At 71.2% G+C, this 16,727-nt stretch carries 13 protein-coding genes; 5 read left to right on the top strand and 8 right to left on the bottom strand.

What is annotated here, in order from left to right; translation table 11 throughout:
* Positions 1-32: 32 nt before the first annotated feature.
* Both ADK55_RS27860 and ADK55_RS27865 read right to left on the bottom strand, forming a co-directional pair.
* Positions 33-2,588: a serine/threonine-protein kinase gene (locus ADK55_RS27860; RefSeq protein ID WP_063839636.1), complete on the bottom strand. Its 2,556-nt coding sequence runs from the start codon at positions 2,586-2,588 to the stop codon at positions 33-35.
* Between the two features lie 148 nt (positions 2,589-2,736).
* Positions 2,737-4,443: a glycerol-3-phosphate dehydrogenase/oxidase gene (locus tag ADK55_RS27865; RefSeq protein WP_053682577.1), complete on the bottom strand. Its 1,707-nt coding sequence runs from the start codon at positions 4,441-4,443 to the stop codon at positions 2,737-2,739.
* A gap of 251 nt (positions 4,444-4,694) precedes the next feature.
* Here ADK55_RS27865 and ADK55_RS27870 point away from each other — a divergent pair, with 251 nt between their 5' ends.
* Positions 4,695-5,924 (top strand): nucleotide sugar dehydrogenase, encoded by a 1,230-nt coding sequence (locus tag ADK55_RS27870; RefSeq protein WP_053682578.1) that lies wholly within the window; start codon positions 4,695-4,697, stop codon positions 5,922-5,924.
* A gap of 188 nt (positions 5,925-6,112) precedes the next feature.
* Entirely contained in the window at positions 6,113-6,586 is a 474-nt protein-coding gene (locus tag ADK55_RS27875; RefSeq protein ID WP_053682579.1) for a hypothetical protein, read from the top strand.
* Between the two features lie 77 nt (positions 6,587-6,663).
* On the opposite strand, the gene ADK55_RS27880 is transcribed toward ADK55_RS27875, so the two are convergent.
* The 4 genes from ADK55_RS27880 to ADK55_RS27895 form a co-directional block, all read right to left on the bottom strand.
* Entirely contained in the window at positions 6,664-7,788 is a 1,125-nt protein-coding gene (locus ADK55_RS27880; RefSeq protein WP_053682580.1) for a GuaB3 family IMP dehydrogenase-related protein, read from the bottom strand.
* A gap of 183 nt (positions 7,789-7,971) precedes the next feature.
* On the bottom strand, positions 7,972-9,477 hold the full coding sequence (gene guaB, locus ADK55_RS27885; protein WP_053682581.1) for an IMP dehydrogenase: 1,506 nt from the start codon (positions 9,475-9,477) through the stop codon (positions 7,972-7,974).
* A 152-nt stretch (positions 9,478-9,629) separates the two neighbouring features.
* Positions 9,630-10,259, bottom strand: a complete 630-nt coding sequence (locus tag ADK55_RS27890; protein ID WP_078999499.1) for a sigma-70 family RNA polymerase sigma factor — start codon at positions 10,257-10,259, stop codon at positions 9,630-9,632.
* A 264-nt stretch (positions 10,260-10,523) separates the two neighbouring features.
* Complete coding sequence (locus ADK55_RS27895; RefSeq protein WP_003948568.1) at positions 10,524-11,135, bottom strand: response regulator transcription factor; 612 nt, start codon at positions 11,133-11,135, stop codon at positions 10,524-10,526.
* A 380-nt stretch (positions 11,136-11,515) separates the two neighbouring features.
* On the opposite strand from ADK55_RS27895, the gene ADK55_RS27900 reads away from it, so the two are divergent.
* On the top strand, positions 11,516-11,842 hold the full coding sequence (locus ADK55_RS27900; protein ID WP_030230767.1) for a WhiB family transcriptional regulator: 327 nt from the start codon (positions 11,516-11,518) through the stop codon (positions 11,840-11,842).
* Positions 11,843-12,008: 166 nt separating this feature from the next.
* Here ADK55_RS27900 and ADK55_RS27905 read toward each other — a convergent pair whose 3' ends face one another.
* The gene (locus ADK55_RS27905) at positions 12,009-12,908 is read right to left on the bottom strand and encodes a LysR family transcriptional regulator (RefSeq protein WP_053682582.1); all 900 of its coding nucleotides are present in this window, start codon (positions 12,906-12,908) and stop codon (positions 12,009-12,011) included.
* Between the two features lie 384 nt (positions 12,909-13,292).
* Here ADK55_RS27905 and ADK55_RS27910 point away from each other — a divergent pair, with 384 nt between their 5' ends.
* Positions 13,293-14,066 carry an SDR family NAD(P)-dependent oxidoreductase gene (locus ADK55_RS27910; RefSeq protein ID WP_053682583.1) on the top strand — a complete coding sequence of 258 codons (774 nt, stop codon included), beginning with the start codon at positions 13,293-13,295 and terminating at the stop codon, positions 14,064-14,066.
* Positions 14,067-14,186: 120 nt separating this feature from the next.
* Positions 14,187-14,888 (top strand): ester cyclase, encoded by a 702-nt coding sequence (locus ADK55_RS27915; protein ID WP_053682584.1) that lies wholly within the window; start codon positions 14,187-14,189, stop codon positions 14,886-14,888.
* Between the two features lie 128 nt (positions 14,889-15,016).
* On the opposite strand, the gene groL is transcribed toward ADK55_RS27915, so the two are convergent.
* Positions 15,017-16,645: a chaperonin GroEL gene (gene groL / locus ADK55_RS27920; protein WP_053682585.1), complete on the bottom strand. Its 1,629-nt coding sequence runs from the start codon at positions 16,643-16,645 to the stop codon at positions 15,017-15,019.
* Positions 16,646-16,727 lie beyond the last annotated feature (82 nt).

A 16,727-nucleotide genomic window follows, 5' to 3' on the forward strand; every position in this document is an offset into this window, starting at 1 on the left:
AAGGCCCGCCCCCGCCCGGGGGACGACCCGGCTCAGCCCAGGGGCTGGAAGGTCTCGAATGCCGTGTTGCGCATCTGCGTGCACTCGGGGCCGTCCCACTGGTCGGCCGGGCAGCTGACCATGATGGCGTAGCCGTGCTTCCCGTCCACCTTGAAGCCGCGGTTCAGCACGTGGACCTTGATGCCCTTCTGCTCGCGCTCGAACTCCCAGTCCGCCGCGGTCGGATAGCCGCGGTAGTCCACGCCGTCCAACCGGATCAGGCGGTAGCCCGTGCTGCTGCCCTGGACGGCCGGGGCCAACTGGGCCCAGGCGAGACGTGCGTCGCCCGTCGGACTGTCGGTGAAGTCGACCTGGATGCGCGGGAAGCCGCCGTCGCGGCTGTATATGCCGCCGGAGCTCTCGCCGGCCGTGTCGGTCTGGTGGAAGCCCTCGGGCATCGCCATGGAGAAGTGGAACCGGGTGTCCGAGACCTTCGTGTAGCCGGCCGGCAGCCCGGTGCCCGGGGCGGCGCCCTGACCCTGTGTCTGGCCCGTGTTCTGCCCCTGCCCCTGGCCTTGTCCCTGCCCTTGGCCCTGGGCCTGACCCTGGCCCTGGCTCTGCGCGGGACTCTGCGCCGGGCTGGGCTCGCCGCTCTTCTTGCCCCCGCCGGATCCCCCGTTCGAGGACGCGTTGCCGGCGGAACCCGCCGACGCGCCGACGGCCGTCCCCGGGTTCGCGGACCCGGAGGCGGACGGCTTGGGACCGGCCTCGTCCTTGCCCTTGTCGTCGTCCCCGCTGACCGCCCACACGATCAGCGAGCAGATCACCGCCAGGACCACGACCACACCGGCGATGGCGAGCGCGATGGTGCGGCGCGACATCACATCGGTGAGCGACGCCGGGATCGGCTTGGGGCGGGACGACGGGGCCTCGGCCGCGGACGCCGTCGATGCGGCGGCGGCCGCGGTGGCGGCCTCCGCCGCGGCGGCCTTGCGGGCGGACTTCAGCGCCGCCCGGGTCCGCTCGCGCTGCTCGCGCTCGCGCCGCTCGCGTTCCTTCTTCTCCACCTTCTCCGCGGCCTTCTCGGCGGCCTTGGCCGCCGCGGCGCGCTCGGCGGCGGCCTTGGCCTCGGCCTTCTCCGCCTTGTCCGCCTCGGCCTTCTCGGCCTTCTCCGCCTTCTCGGCCGCGATCCTGTCCGCCGCCTCCTTGGCGTCGGCGAGGGAGATCGCCTTGGTCTCCTCGACGGCCGGGGGCATCGCCGGCGCGGGCTCGGGGGCGTCGAGCACCGCCTTCAACATCGCCCGGGCGCGGTCGTCGTCGAGCCGCCCGGCGGGGTCCTTGACCAGCAGGCCGTAGATGACCTCGGTCAACGGACCGGCGTTCTTGGGCGGTTCCACCGGTTCGGTCATCACGGCGGTGAGGGTGGCGAGGGCGGAGCCCTTGTCGTACGGGGGCACGCCCTCGACGCAGGCGTACAGCAGGCCACCGAGCGACCACATGTCGGCGGGCGGGCCGGGCTTCTGGCCCCGGGCGCGCTCGGGAGAGATGTAGGAGGGGGCGCCGACGAGCATGCCGGTGGAGGTGACGGAGGGGTCGCCCTCGACCTGCGCGATGCCGAAGTCGGTGAGCACGACACGACCGTTGTCCGCTATGAGCACGTTGGACGGCTTCACGTCACGGTGCAGGATGCCCTGGTCGTGGGCGGCGCGCAGTACGTCGAGGACGGCGAGCCCGACCTCGGCCGCGCGGCGGGGCGTCAGCGGGCCGCGCTCGCGCACGAACTCGGCGAGGGAGGGGCCCTCGATGAGTTCCATGACGATCCACGGGCGGCCGTCCTCGTCCACGACGTCGTAGACGGTGACGGCGCCGCCGCTGCGGATCCGTGCAATCGCCTTGGCCTCGCGAAGGGTGCGGGTGATGAGGCGGCGCTTCTCGTCCTCGTCCACGCCCATGCTGAAGCGAAGTTCCTTGACGGCGACCGTCCGCCCGAGGATCTCGTCCTCGGCGCGCCACACGGTGCCCATGCCGCCCTTGCCGAGGACGGACCCGAGCCGGTACCTGCGGGCGAGCAACCGCCCTTCGTCCTGACCGGATTCCGCCGTGGCCGCCGCGCTCTTCGCGCCCTCGGGGGACCGCTGTGCGGGCACGACCTCGGGCCTCCCGGCCCCGGTCCTGACCGGGTCCGGCTTCGCCGGGGCGGGCTTGGCGGCCTCGGGCCCGCCAGCCTCGGGCCGGGCGTCCTCGGGCTCGGCGTCCTCGGGATCGGCGGAGGCCACCTTGACGGCCGACGCGGGTGCCGCCTTCGTGGCGGGGGCCGCCTTGGCCAGGCTCGGCCCGGCCGGGGTGGACTTCGCCCCGGACGGACCCGGCTTCGGCGCGGCGGGCTTCGCGTCCCGCGGCCCGTCACCCGGCGGGGTGTCCGCCTTCGCGGCGGTGGCCCCGGCCGGGTTCGGCTTCGGCTTCGCGGCGCCGGGCTTCACACCCTCGGGTTCCGCCGCGGGCTCGGCCTTGCGCGGGCTCGGCTTCACACCCGCCGGCTCGGTGCTCGGTTCGGCGCTCTGCGCCTTACCCGCGGAATCCGGCGACTCGGTGTGCTCCGGCTTCGACATGCGTCCCCTCTGCGATCGTGCAGCCTGCCCGGCTGCCCCGGCAGCCGCCGAGGGGCACGGTAACCCGCCCCGGCAGAAACCTCATTGTTGCTCACTCCGCAACGGACGGGCGCCCCGGGGCAACGGTTCCCCCCTCCGCATCCCGGAGTTACAACGGAACGATGTCGGGAGCTCCCAGCCTGGCCGCGTCCGCCGTCAGGTCGTCCGGTTGGCGCTGCGATTCCCGTTCCGCTTGCACTCGCTTCTCGTAGTGCTCGACCTCGTTCTCGATCTGCTTCTTGTCCCAGCCCAGCACCGGAGCCATCAATTCCGCACACTCCCGCGCCGATCGCGTGCCCCGGTCGAAGGTCTCGATCGAGATCCGCGTCCGACGCGTCAACACGTCGTCCAGGTGCCTGGCCCCTTCGTGCGAAGCCGCGTAGACGACTTCCGCCCGCAGATAGTCCTCTGCCCCCGTGAGCGGCTCGGCCAACCCCGGATCCGCCACGATCAGGTCGAGCAGTTCCTCCGTCAGCGACCCGTACCGGTTGAGGAGGTGTTCCACCCGCGCCACGTGGATGCCCGTGCGCGCCGCGATCCGGGCGCGGCCGTTCCACAGGGCCCGGTACCCCTCCGCGCCCACCAGCGGGACGTCCTCGGTCACGCACTCCGCGACCCGTTGGTCCAGCCCGTGCACCGCCTCGTCCACGGCGTCCTTGGCCATCACCCGGTACGTCGTGTACTTGCCGCCCGCCACCACGACCAGCCCCGGCACCGGGTGGGCCACCGTGTGTTCGCGCGAGAGCTTGCTGGTCGCGTCGGACTCGCCGGCCAGCAGGGGCCGCAGGCCCGCGTAGACGCCCTGGACGTCGTCGCGCGTCAGGGGGACCGCCAGCACCGAGTTCACGTGCTCCAACAGGTAGTCGATGTCCGCGCTGGACGCCGCCGGGTGCGCCTTGTCGAGGTCCCAGTCGGTGTCCGTGGTGCCGACGATCCAGTGGCGTCCCCAGGGGATGACGAAGAGCACGGACTTCTCCGTGCGCAGGATCAGCCCGGTGGAGGAGTGGATCCGGTCCTTCGGGACGACCAGGTGGATGCCCTTCGAGGCCCGTACGTGGAACTGGCCGCGCTCCCCGATCAGCGCCTGGGTGTCGTCAGTCCACACCCCGGTGGCGTTGACGACCTGCTTCGCGCGAATCTCGTACTCGCCGCCGCCCTCCACGTCCCGCACCAGCGCGCCGACCACCCGTTCGCCCTCGCGGAGGAAGCCGACCACCCTCGCCCCGTTGGCGCACTGCGCCCCGTACGCGGAGGCCGTTCGGACCAATGTGGTGACGTACCGGGCGTCGTCCATCTGGGCGTCGTAGTACTGCAGGGCGCCGACCAGGGCGTCCTTGCGCAGCGCCGGCGCGACCCGCAGCGCGTGCTTGCGCGAGAGGTGCCGGTGGGTGGGGAGCCCGCGGCCGTGCCCGCTGGAGAAGGACATCGCGTCGTACAGGGCCACGCCCGAGCCGGCGTAGAGGCGCTCCCAGCCCTTGTGCTGGAGCGGGTACAGGAACGGCACCGGCTTGACCAGGTGCGGCGCGAGTCGCTCCAGCAGCAGCCCGCGTTCCTTCAGGGCCTCGCGGACGAGGGCGAAGTCGAGCATCTCCAGGTAGCGCAGTCCGCCGTGGATCAGCTTGCTGGAGCGGCTGGACGTGCCCGAGGCCCAGTCCCGTGCCTCGACCAGCCCGGTGGACAGGCCTCTGGTGGCCGCGTCGAGCGCGGTGCCGGCGCCGACCACTCCCGCGCCGACGACCAGCACGTCCAGCTCCCGTTCGGCCATCCGGGCAAGTGCCTCGGCCCGCTGAACCGGTCCCAGTGTCGCTGTCCTCACGGCTGCCTCCCGTTGCTGCGGGGGAATCCCCGCTCGATGCGGGTGATCCCGCTCACATTCCCCGCTGTTGATTCTGACCGTCCGCACTCACATCGGCCACCGCCTGTGGACAACACAACGGCAGCCACCACCTCACAATGCGACATATCTGTCATATATACGCCTAGTCTGACATTGCGCCTGCTCCAGCCCTCCACAGGACTTGCGCGCCCAGCCCCCTCATGCAAGGGAAGGGAAGGGACGGCACCTCCATGCCCGCAGATCTCGCCGTCATCGGACTCGGCCACCTCGGCCTCCCTCTCGCTCAGGCGGCCGTCGCCGCCGGAATCGAGACCGTCGGCTTCGACAGCGGTCCGGCCACGGACAGCACCCTCACCGCCGCCGAGATCCGCCGCATGTCGGCGGCCGGCTTCCGGGTCACCACCAACCCCGCCGAACTGGGCCGGGTCCGTACCGCCGTCATCTGCGCCCCTACCCAGCTCGGCGCCGATCGTGCGCTCGATCTCTCCGCTGTCGGCGACGCGGGCCGTGCGCTCGCCGCCCGGCTGCGCCCGCACACCACCGTCATCCTGGAGTCCGCCGCCCATCCGGGGGTCACCGAGGACTACCTGCGCCCGATCCTCGAAGCCGGATCCGGGCTGCGTGCGGGCCGGGACTTCCACCTGGCCTACTCCCCCAGCCGGCACGACCCGGGCAACCGGACTCACGGGATCTCCAACACCCCCAAGGTGATCGGCGGCCTCACCCCCGCCTGCACCGAGTCCGCGCACGCCTTCTACGCCCGCCTCACCGAGAAGGTGGTGCGCGCCCGCGGCCTGCGCGAGGCGGAGACCGTGCAGCTGCTGGAGACCAACTACCGGCACGTGAACATCGCCCTCATGAACGAGATGGCCGTCCTCTGCCACGACCTCGGGGTCGACCTGTGGGACGTCATCCGGTGCGCCGAGACGAAGCCGTACGGGTTCCAGGCGTTCCGCCCCGGCCCCGGCGTCGGCGGCCACGGCGTCCCGCTCGACCCGAACTACCTCCCCCACACCACCCGCACCCCCGGTCACCCGCTGCGCATGGTCGGCCTGGCCCAGGAGATCAACAACCGGATGCCGCAGTACGTCATCCAGCGCTCCGCCGCCCTGCTGAACGAGCACGGGAAGTCCGCCCGCGGCGCCCGGGTCCTGCTGCTCGGGGTGACGTACAAGCCGGACCTCGCCGACCAGGAGGGCTCGCCGGCGCGCGAGATCGCCAGCCGGCTCATCGACCTCGGGGCCCAGATCAGCTACCACGACCCGTACATCCCGGCCTGGCGGGTCCGTGACCAGCCCGTCCCGCGCGCCGACTCGCTGTACGAGGCCGCCGCCCACGCGGACCTGACGATCCTGCTCCAGCACCACCGCACCTACGACCTCCAGGGCCTGGCGGTCAAGGCGCAGCTCCTGCTGGACACCCGGGGCGCCAGCCCGATCGGCGCGGCGCACCGCCTCTGACGCCCCCACGCCACGCCCGGAGCGGCCCTCGCCGGCCGCTCCGGGGCCGGCGGGCGGGGGTCTCCCGATAAATCCCCCGCCGAATGTCAGGGCCTGCTGTTAGCCTGCGGCGTTCTTATCTCGCACATACGTCCCCGGTGGACACCGGTTGACCCAGACGTGTGCCGTGTTCCCTGGGGGGATTTCTCATGAGCCAGCAGTTCCAGCCGCCCGCGCCCGATTCCTACACCGCCGCCCCCGCTCCCGCCGCGGCGCGCGGCGGCAACGTCGGCCTCGGCATCCTCGCCGCCGTCGTCGTCGCCCTGGTCGCCGCAGGCGCGTACGGCGGCATCATGAACGCCATCGACCGCCAGGTCGGCTACGTCGCGGTCGGCGTCGGGCTCCTCGTCGGCCTCGCCGCCGGCAAGGTCGGCGGCAGGAACCCGGCCCTCCCCGTGGTCAGCGCGATCCTCTCGATCGGCGCCGTCTACCTCGGCCAGCTGTTCTTCATCGCGCTCGCGCTCGCCGACTACGCCCACATCGGCGTCGCGGACGTTCTGAGCGACCCGGGCATCGGCGGTCTGAACGACATCTGGAAGGAATCGGCCGAGGCCATGGACTACCTCTTCCTCGGCATCGGCGGCTTCGTCGCCTTCGGCGCGGCCAAGAAGGTCAGCGACTGATTCCCGGTCCCGCGTACGCCGGAGGGCCGGCGCCCCGATCGGGGCGCCGGCCCTCCGGCGTACGGCGTGGCAGTCGGTCAGCGACGGTGCTGCGAGTCCGCGACGGTGACCTCGACCCGCTGGAACTCCTTGAGCTCGCTGTAGCCGGTGGTGGCCATCGAGCGGCGCAGCGCGCCGAAGATGTTCATGGAACCGTCCGGGGAGTGCGACGGGCCGGTCAGGATCTCCTCGGTGGTGCCCACCGTGCCGAGGTCGACCTTCTTGCCGCGCGGCACGTCCTCGTGGACGGCCTCCATGCCCCAGTGGTTGCCCTTGCCGGGCGCGTCCGTGGCACGGGCCAGCGGGGAGCCCATCATCACGGCGTCCGCGCCGCAGGCGACGGCCTTCGGGATGTCGCCCGACCAGCCCACGCCGCCGTCGGCGATGACGTGCACGTAGCGGCCGCCGGACTCGTCCATGTAGTCGCGGCGGGCCGCGGCCACGTCCGCGACGGCGGTGGCCATCGGGACCTGGATGCCGAGGACGTTGCGCGTGGTGTGCGCGGCGCCGCCGCCGAAGCCCACCAGCACGCCGGCCGCGCCGGTGCGCATCAGGTGCAGGGCCGCGGTGTAGGTGGCGCAGCCGCCGACGATGACCGGGACGTCCAGTTCGTAGATGAACTGCTTGAGGTTCAGCGGCTCCGCGGCGCCGGAGACGTGCTCGGCGGACACCGTGGTGCCGCGGATCACGAAGATGTCCACGCCGGCGTCGACGACGACCTTGGAGAACTCGGCCGTGCGCTGCGGGGACAGCGCGGCGGCGGTGACGACGCCCGAGTCGCGCACCTCCTTGATGCGCTGCCGGATCAGGTCGGCCTGGATGGGCGCGGCGTAGATCTCCTGGAGGCGGCGGGTGGCGGCCTCCTCGTCGAGCTCGTTGATCTCGTCGAGCAGCGGCTGCGGGTCCTCGTACCGGGTCCACAGACCTTCGAGGTTCAGCACGCCGAGGCCGCCGAGCTCGCCGATGCGGATGGCGGTCTGCGGGGAGACCACGGAGTCCATGGGGGCGGCCAGGAAGGGGAGCTCGAAGCGGTACGCGTCGATCTGCCAGGCGATCGAGACCTCCTTCGGGTCCCGCGTACGCCGGCTCGGGACGATGGCGATGTCGTCGAACGCGTACGCCCTGCGGCCGCGCTTGCCGCGCCCGATCTCGATCTCAGTCACGTGTGGTGGCCTTTCCTCTGGGTCTGCCCGTCCAGTATCCCCGAACCCCGGGGGCCCGCGTTCCGGTGACCGCCGTACGGACACGCTCCACCCGGGCGCGGACGCGATCCCCGGGTCCGGGAACGGTGAAGGGCGGCCCCGGATCAACCGGAACCGCCCAGTTCACGCGTGTGTGGGGGCCGCTCAGCCCTTGCGGGAGTAGTTCGGCGCCTCGACCGTCATCTGGATGTCGTGCGGGTGGCTCTCCTTGAGGCCCGCCGAGGTGATCCGGACGAACCGGCCGCGGTCCTGCAGCTCGGGAACCGTGCGGCCGCCGACGTAGAACATCGACTGGCGCAGGCCGCCGACGAGCTGGTGCACGACCGCGGAGAGCGGGCCGCGGTACGGGACCTGGCCCTCGATGCCCTCGGGGATGAGCTTGTCGTCGCCGCCCACGCCCTCCTGGAAGTAGCGGTCCTTGGAGAAGGACTTCTGCTCGCCGCGGGACTGCATCGCGCCCAGCGAGCCCATGCCCCGGTAGGACTTGAACTGCTTGCCGTTGATGAAGAGCAGTTCGCCCGGGGACTCCTCGCAGCCCGCGAGCAGGGAGCCCAGCATCACCGTGTCGGCGCCCGCGACCAGGGCCTTGGCGATGTCGCCGGAGTACTGGAGGCCGCCGTCGCCGATGACCGGGACGCCCGCGGCCTTGGCGGCCAGCGAGGCCTCGTAGATCGCGGTGACCTGCGGGACGCCGATGCCGGCGACGACGCGGGTGGTGCAGATGGAGCCGGGGCCGACGCCGACCTTGATGCCGTCGCAGCCGGCGTCGATGAGCGCCTGGGCGCCGTCGCGGGTGGCGATGTTGCCACCGATGACGTCGACGGAGGAGTTCGACTTGATCTTGGAGACCATGTCGCCGACGAGCCGGGAGTGGCCGTGGGCGGTGTCGACGACGATGAAGTCGGCGCCCGCCTCGATCAGGGCCTGGGCCCGCTCGTACGCGTCGCCCGCGACACCGACGGCCGCGCCGACGAGCAGGCGGCCGTCCTTGTCCTTCGCGGCGTTCGGGTACTTCTCCGCCTTGACGAAGTCCTTGACGGTGATGAGGCCCTTGAGGGTGCCCGCCTCGTCGACCAGCGGAAGCTTCTCGATCTTGTGACGGCGCAGCAGCTCCATGGCGTCCACGCCGGAGATGCCGACCTTGCCGGTGACCAGCGGCATCGGGGTCATGACCTCGCGCACCTGGCGGCTGCGGTCCGACTCGAAGGCCATGTCGCGGTTGGTGACGATGCCGAGGAGCTTGCCCGCCCCGTCGGTGACCGGGACGCCGGAGATGCGGAACTTGGCGCAGAGCTGGTCGGCCTCGCCGAGGGTGGCGTCCGGGTGCACGGTGATCGGGTCGGTGACCATGCCGGACTCGGAGCGCTTCACGAGGTCGACCTGGTTCGCCTGGTCGACGATGGAGAGGTTGCGGTGCAGGACGCCGACGCCGCCCTGGCGGGCCATCGCGATGGCCATCCGCGCCTCGGTGACCTTGTCCATGGCCGCGGACAGCAGCGGGACGTTGACGCGGACGTTGCGAGAGATGAGGGAGGAGGTGTCGATCTGGTCCGGCGCCATGTCCGACACGCCGGGGAGCAGCAGCACGTCGTCATACGTGAGGCCGAGTGTGGCGAATTTGTCGGGCACTCCATCGGCGTTCACAGTCATGACACCTTCCCAAATGGTCTTGCTCAGCGCGGATGTCCATGCTAACGGGATCGCGACGCGTCTCATTCCACGACCAAGGCCAAGGAGAAGTTTCGTCGTTTCCTACTACTGGACTCCGCTGCCGGGCCCTGCCCCGGACCGCGGTCGGCGGTCTACTGCTCCGCCAGTGCCCGGAGTCGACTGAGCGCCCTGTGCTGGGCCACGCGCACCGCTCCGGGGGACATCCCGAGCATCTGCCCGGTCTCCTCGGCGGTCAGGCCGACGGCCACCCGCAGCACGAGCAGTTCGCGCTGGTTCTCGGGCAGGTTGGCCAGCAGCTTCTTGGCCCAGGCGGCATCGCTGCTGAGCAGCGCCCGCTCTTCCGGGCCGAGCGAGTCGTCGGGCCGCTCGGGCATCTCGTCCGACGGGACCGCCGTGCTCCCCGGGTGCCGCATGGCGGCCCGCTGGAGGTCGGCGACCTTGTGCGCGGCGATGGCGAAGACGAAGGCCTCGAAGGGGCGTCCGGTGTCCCGGTAGCGCGGCAGCGCCATCAGGACGGCGACACAGACCTCTTGCGCCAGGTCCTCGACGAAGTGACGAGCGTCACCCGGTAGACGGGAGAGCCGGGTGCGGCAGTAGCGGATCGCGAGGGGATGGACGAAGGCCAGCAGATCGTGCGTGGCCTGCTCGTCGCCGTCCACGGCCCGGCGGACGAGAGCGCTGACCGCCCCGGCTCCGCCGCCCTTGGCGGTGCCGGTGGAGCCTGTGGCCGCAGGTGACCCCGGGGCCTCGTCGTCGCGCATCAATCCATGGTGCCTTGGCGCGGGTGCATTCGCGGCACCGTGGTCCTTGTTGTGCATCGAAGCGTTATGAGCGGGTGCGCCAGTACTCATCGCCTGCGCCCTCCCCTCCGCTCGGCCCGAATGGTCCCTAGGCCACATCTTCGAGAATGCGGCACACCCTCAAGGATGCGGCATCGCGCACGAAGCGACACGTCCCCCGGATTGTGCCCCGCCAATCCCCGGTTTCGCACCGGGTCCGGGCGGGACACTCTCAACGGTCCGCGATCAGCGGACCAGGCCCCATCGGAACCCGAGCGCCACGGCGTGCGCCCGGTCCGAGGCGCCCAGCTTCTTGAACAGCCGACGGGCGTGCGTCTTGACCGTGTCCTCGGAGAGGAAGAGCTCTCGCCCGATCTCCGCGTTGGACCGGCCGTGGCTCATGCCCTCCAGCACCTGGATCTCGCGCGCGGTGAGCGTGGGCGCGGCGCCCATCTCGGCCGAGCGGAGCCGGCGCGGGGCCAGTCGCCAGGTGGGGTCGGCGAGGGCCTGGGTGACCGTGGCCCGCAGTTCGGCGCGCGAGGCGTCCTTGTGCAGGTATCCCCGGGCTCCGGCGGCGACCGCGAGGGCTACGCCGTCCAGGTCCTCGGCGACCGTCAGCATGATGATGCGGGCACCGGGGTCGGCCGAGAGCAGCCGGCGGACCGTCTCGACACCGCCCAGGCCGGGCATCCGTACATCCATCAGAATCAGATCGGAGCGGTCGGCACCCCAGCGGCGGAGGACTTCCTCGCCGTTGGCTGCCGTCGTCACACGCTCGACGCCGGGCACGGTGGCAACCGCGCGACGGAGCGCCTCTCGGGCAAGCGGGGAGTCGTCGCAGACGAGGACGGATGTCATGACCGCCCTCCGCAGCTGCTGATGCGCGTCACCTTGAGCCTCCAGGCTGGTACGTATCGTCACCTGTGCGGTCGATGCCCCCGGACACCTGTCCGAGAACTTATTGGTTCAACCGCCTTCGCACTCTCAACGATGGTCACTCGAAAGAGTTACGGGTCAGACGGACACCTTCGGCACTCTACGTGAGGAAGCGATCACGACGTCGGAGGCGCGGGCGGCCTGTCCTCCATCTGGAGCTATGCCCTATTTGGCGGCTTTCCTTCCGTTTGGCACGTGTCTGAGGCTAGATTCCCAATGAGTCATATTTACATCTACTCCGACAGTAGGTGTGGAGACATGGACCGTATCCGCCTCAGTACCGGCACCAAGAGGGACTACCAATGGCAGATTTCTCCCGCCTCCCCGGACCGAACGCCGACCTCTGGGACTGGCAGCTGCTGGCTGCCTGCCGCGGGGTCGACAGCTCCCTCTTCTTCCACCCGGAAGGCGAGCGGGGCGCGGCCAGGAGCGCGCGCGAGGCCTCGGCTAAAGAGGTCTGCATGCGCTGCCCGGTCCGTTCGGAATGCGCCGCGCACGCCCTCGCCGTCCGCGAGCCCTACGGGGTGTGGGGCGGCCTCACCGAGGACGAACGCGAAGAGCTGATGGGTCGAGCCCGGCACCGCCTGATCCCCGCGTCGAGCACGATCGGCCCGATCGCACCGCACTAGCCGGTTCGCACGAAACGCCCGAAGGAACGTTTCCTCGAATCCGTGACGCTCGCGCGCGCGTCACGGACCCCCCGGGCCCGGTCCGTCACCCGCCCGGCCGTACCGCCGTACGGCAGGCGCCCGACGGACCGCCCGGCGGGGGCCACTCGGCCCTCGCCGGCGCCCGTCAACGCGTCGCGGCCCGCTCCAGCTGGGTCAGCGTCGCCGCCACCGCGGGGACCCTCGCCAGGTCGGTCAGGGTCAGCGCCACGACCTCCCGCTCCACGGCGGGCTCCACCGCCACGGTGCTCACGCCCTTGGCCCGTACCGACTCCACGGCGAGCTCGGGCAACACCGCCACGCCGAGCCCCGCGCCCACCAGGCCGACCACGGCCGGGTAGTCGTCGGTGGCGAAGTCGATGCGCGGGGTGAAACCCGCGTCCTCGCACACCTCCACCAGGTGCCGGCGGCAGCGCGGGCAGCCCGCGATCCAGGGCTCGTCGGCCAGTTCCGCCATGCCCACCCGCTCGGCCCCGGCCAGTCGGTGCCCCTCGGGGACCAGTCCCACGAGGCGGTCGGTGAGCAGCGGGCGCACCACGAGGTCCTCCCATTCGGCCGCGGAGGTCGACGAGCCCCCGTACCGGAAGGCCAGCGCCACGTCGCAGTCGCCCTCGCGGAGCATCTCGACCGAACGCGGCGGCTCGGCCTCGACCAGGGAGATCCGGGTGCCCGGGTGCTCGGCGCGCATGGCCGCCAGCGCGGTCGGCACCAGCGTGGAACTGCCGCTGGGGAAGGAGACCAGCCGCACCCGGCCGGCGCGCAGCCCGGCGATGGCCGCGACCTCCTCCTCGGCGGCGGTCAGTCCGGCGAGGATTCCGGCGGCGTGCCGGACCAGGGCCTCACCCGCCTGGGTCAGGCGCATCTCCCGGCCCGTACGGATCAGCAGCGGGGTGCCGGCGGACTGCTCCAACGCCTTCATCTGTTGGGAAACGGCCGGTTGGGTGCAGCCCAGCTCGCGGGCGGCGGCGGAGAAGGAGCCGGTCCCGGCGACGGCGCGCAGGACCCGGAGATGACGTGCTTCGATCACCCTTCGAGCATAAGGGCATCTTTGACTGTAGGGCCAATGTTCGGCGGACCCTTTGAGGAGCCTCGCCCGGGTCGCCATTCCGCGCCGGACGCGCCGGAGGCCCCGGGCGGGCCGGACGGGTCGAGCGGTTCCCCGGGAGGGTCCGACCGGGGTGCGCACCCGCGGGTGACCGGGGAAGGGGCGGCGCGGGCCGGTGGGGTTCCGCTTCCGCGCGGCCGCGGCGAGGGAGCCGACCGCGCGGGAGCCCGCGCGCACATGGACCGGAGCACGCTTCCACGGGAACGCGGCTCAACTCCGGCGCGGCGGGCGGGCCCTGACGCGGGGTCTCGCGGACCGGACGGGACCCTGACGACAGGGCCCCGCGGCGGCGGCTAGGTTGCGCACATGACGACTGCGTTGATTACGGGATCCACGGCGGGCATCGGCGCCGCCTTCGCCCGGCGGCTCGCCGCCCAGGGCCACAACCTCGTGCTGGTGGCCCGCGACACCAAGCGACTCGCGGAGCAGGCCACCGAGTTGCACGACCGCCACGGGATCGAGGCCGAGGTGCTGTCGGCGGACCTCTCCACCGACGAGGGCATCGCGGCGGTCGAGGCCCGCCTCGGCGACCGCACCCACCCCGTGGACCTGTTGGTCAACAACGCGGGCTTCGGCAACAAGGGCCGCTACCTGGACGTTTCCATGGCCGACGAGCTGACCATGGTCAAGGTGCACATCGAGGCGGTGCTGCGGCTGACCTCGGCCGCCGGCGAGTCGATGCGCTCGCGCGGGCGCGGCGGCGTGATCAACGTGGCCTCGGTCGCCGCCTTCCTGCCGCGCGGCACCTACGGGGCGAGCAAGGCCTGGGTCGTGCAGTTCACCCAGGGCGCGGCGAGGGACCTGGCGGGCTCCGGGGTGCGGTTGATGGCGCTGTGCCCGGGCTTCGTGCGCACGGAGTTCCACGAGCGGGCCGGCATGGGCACGGACAACATCCCGGGCTGGCTCTGGCTGGACGCCGACAAGCTGGTGGCTTCGGCGCTGGCCGACCTGGCGCGCGGCAAGACCGTCTCGATCCCGGATCCCCGCTACAAGGCGCTGATGAGCGTGGTGAAGCTGACTCCGCGCGGGCTGCTCGGCGGCGTGTCCTCCCGTACGGGTCGCAAGTACGGCCCGCAGTAGTACGACGCGCGGTGGCGCGGGCGGCCGCCGCCACGGGACACATCCGAACCAACCAAACCCGCCAAACGGGTGGAATCTCCCTAAACTGGACCTGTCCCATCCAGTGCGGGAGGCGACGCCATGACATTCGTACAGGTAATCGATTACGAAACCACGCGGTTCGAGGAGATGAACGCCCTCATCGACCGCTGGGCACAGCGGGCGAGCGGTCGCCGCACGGTCACGCACACCATGATCGGCCGGGACCGCGAAGCGCGGACGCACTACCTCGACCTCGTCGAGTTCCCCTCGTACGAGGACGCCATGAGGAACTCCCGACTCCCCGAGACCGACGGGATGTTCCAGGAGATGGTGGCCCTCTGCGAGGGCATGCCGAAGTTCATGAACCTGGACGTGGTCCGCAACGAGTACCTCGACAAGCTCGTCGTGAACCGGATCTTCGAGGACGTCGCGGAGAAGGGCGACTTCAGCGTCGTCGACGAGTGCGTCGCGGCCGACTACACCGACCACGACATCATGGCGGCGCCCGGCACGGGCGACGGTCGGCAGGGCATGAAGCGGACGATGGGCATGTGGCGCGACGCGTTCGACTTCTCGTTCGACCTGCACCGTCAGATCGCCGAGGGCGACTGCGTCTCCACGTTGTGGACCTGGACCGGCACCCAGAAGGGCGAGTTCATGGGCGTCCCGCCGACCGGGAAGGAAGTCACGATGTCGGGCTGCACGACCTTCCGCATCGAGAACGGCCAGGTGGCGGAGGGCTGGTGGTACTACGACGCGCCGGGCCTCATGCGGCAGATGGGCATGACGGACGCCGCGTAGGCCGTCCGAAGCCGGTCGGACCCGGGCACGGGGAAGGCCCCGGTCACCGCCGCTGGGCGGTGGTGACCGGGGCCTTCCCTCGGATCAGCGGGGGCCCGCCGAAGCGGCGGGCACCCTGCGGCTCAACCTCAGTGGCTGTGGCCGTGACCGTGGCCGTGACCGGCGTCGCCCTCTTCCTCGGCCGGCTTCTCGACGACCAGGGTCTCGGTCGTGAGCAGCAGCGAGGCGATGGAAGCGGCGTTCTCCAGCGCGGAGCGGGTGACCTTGACCGGGTCGATGACGCCGGCCTTGACCAGGTCGCCGTACTCGCCGGTGGCGGCGTTGAAGCCCTGGCCCTTGTCGAGCTCGGCCACCTTCGCGGTGATGACGTAGCCCTCGAGACCGGCGTTCTCGGCGATCCAGCGGAGCGGCTCGACGGCGGCGCGGCGGACCACGGAGACACCGGTGGCCTCGTCGCCGGAGAGGCCGAGGTTGCCCTCGAGCACCTTCACGGCGTGGACGAGGGCGGAGCCACCGCCGGAGACGATGCCCTCCTCGACCGCGGCGCGGGTCGCCGAGATGGCGTCCTCGAGGCGGTGCTTCTTCTCCTTGAGCTCCACCTCGGTGGCGGCGCCGACCTTGATGACGCAGACGCCACCGGCGAGCTTCGCCAGGCGCTCCTGGAGCTTCTCGCGGTCCCAGTCCGAGTCCGTGGACTCGATCTCGGCCTTGATCTGGTTGACGCGACCGAGGACCTCCTCGGAGCTGCCGCCACCGTCGACGATGGTGGTGTCGTCCTTGGAGATGGTCACGCGACGCGCGGTGCCCAGTACGTCCAGACCGGCCTGGTCGAGCTTGAGGCCGACCTCCTCGGCGATGACGGTGGCACCGGTGAGGGTGGCCATGTCCTGGAGCATCGCCTTGCGACGGTCACCGAAGCCGGGGGCCTTGACGGCGACCGCGTTGAAGGTGCCGCGGATCTTGTTGACGACGAGGGTGGAGAGCGCCTCGCCCTCGACGTCCTCGGCGATGATCAGCAGCGGCTTCGAGGCGCCGGCCTGGATGACCTTCTCCAGCAGCGGCAGGAGGTCCTGGATGGAGGAGATCTTGCCCTGGTTGATCAGGATGTACGGGTCGTCGAGGACGGCCTCCATACGCTCCTGGTCGGAGACCATGTACGGCGAGAGGTAGCCCTTGTCGAAGGCCATGCCCTCGGTGAACTCCAGCTCCAGGCCGAAGGTGTTGGACTCCTCGACGGTGATGACACCGTCCTTGCCGACCTTGTCCATCGCCTCGGCGATGAGCTCGCCGACCTGGGTGTCCTGCGCGGAGAGCGCGGCCACGGCGGCGATGTCGGACTTGTCCTCGATCGGACGCGCGGTCGCGAGGAGCTCCTCGGACACGGCCTTGACGGCGGCGTCGATGCCCTTCTTCAGGGCGGCCGGGGAGGCGCCGGCGGCGACGTTGCGCAGACCCTCGCGGACCAGCGCCTGGGCCAGCACGGTGGCGGTGGTGGTGCCGTCACCCGCGATGTCGTTGGTCTTGGTCGCCACCTCCTTCACGAGCTGCGCGCCCAGGTTCTCGTACGGGTCGTCCAGCTCGACCTCGCGGGCGATGGTGACACCGTCGTTGGTGATGGTGGGGGCGCCGAACTTCTTGTCGATGACGACGTTGCGGCCCTTGGGGCCGATCGTCACCTTGACCGTGTCGGCAAGCTTGTTGACGCCGCGCTCAAGGGCACGACGGGCGTCCTCGTCGAACTTCAGAATCTTCGGCATGGAAGCGGTTCAGCCCTCTCGATAACTCGGGTTCAACGAACTGCGCCCCTCGCCGCCCGGCAATCAGCGGGGTGACCAGGGG

It is taken from the genome of Streptomyces sp. WM4235 (assembly GCF_001279725.1).
Lineage (GTDB): Bacteria > Actinomycetota > Actinomycetes > Streptomycetales > Streptomycetaceae > Streptomyces.

Coding starts and splice junctions, on each gene's coding strand:
- ADK55_RS27890 (WP_078999499.1), bottom strand. CDS start 10,259: ATGCGCGACGACGAGGCCCCGGGGTCACCTGCGGCCACAGGCTCCACC.
- ADK55_RS27910 (WP_053682583.1), top strand. CDS start 13,293: ATGACGACTGCGTTGATTACGGGATCCACGGCGGGCATCGGCGCCGCC.
- guaB (WP_053682581.1), bottom strand. CDS start 9,477: ATGACTGTGAACGCCGATGGAGTGCCCGACAAATTCGCCACACTCGGC.
- ADK55_RS27875 (WP_053682579.1), top strand. CDS start 6,113: ATGAGCCAGCAGTTCCAGCCGCCCGCGCCCGATTCCTACACCGCCGCC.
- ADK55_RS27895 (WP_003948568.1), bottom strand. CDS start 11,135: ATGACATCCGTCCTCGTCTGCGACGACTCCCCGCTTGCCCGAGAGGCG.
- groL (WP_053682585.1), bottom strand. CDS start 16,645: ATGCCGAAGATTCTGAAGTTCGACGAGGACGCCCGTCGTGCCCTTGAG.
- ADK55_RS27915 (WP_053682584.1), top strand. CDS start 14,187: ATGACATTCGTACAGGTAATCGATTACGAAACCACGCGGTTCGAGGAG.
- ADK55_RS27860 (WP_063839636.1), bottom strand. CDS start 2,588: ATGTCGAAGCCGGAGCACACCGAGTCGCCGGATTCCGCGGGTAAGGCG.
- ADK55_RS27870 (WP_053682578.1), top strand. CDS start 4,695: ATGCCCGCAGATCTCGCCGTCATCGGACTCGGCCACCTCGGCCTCCCT.
- ADK55_RS27900 (WP_030230767.1), top strand. CDS start 11,516: ATGGCAGATTTCTCCCGCCTCCCCGGACCGAACGCCGACCTCTGGGAC.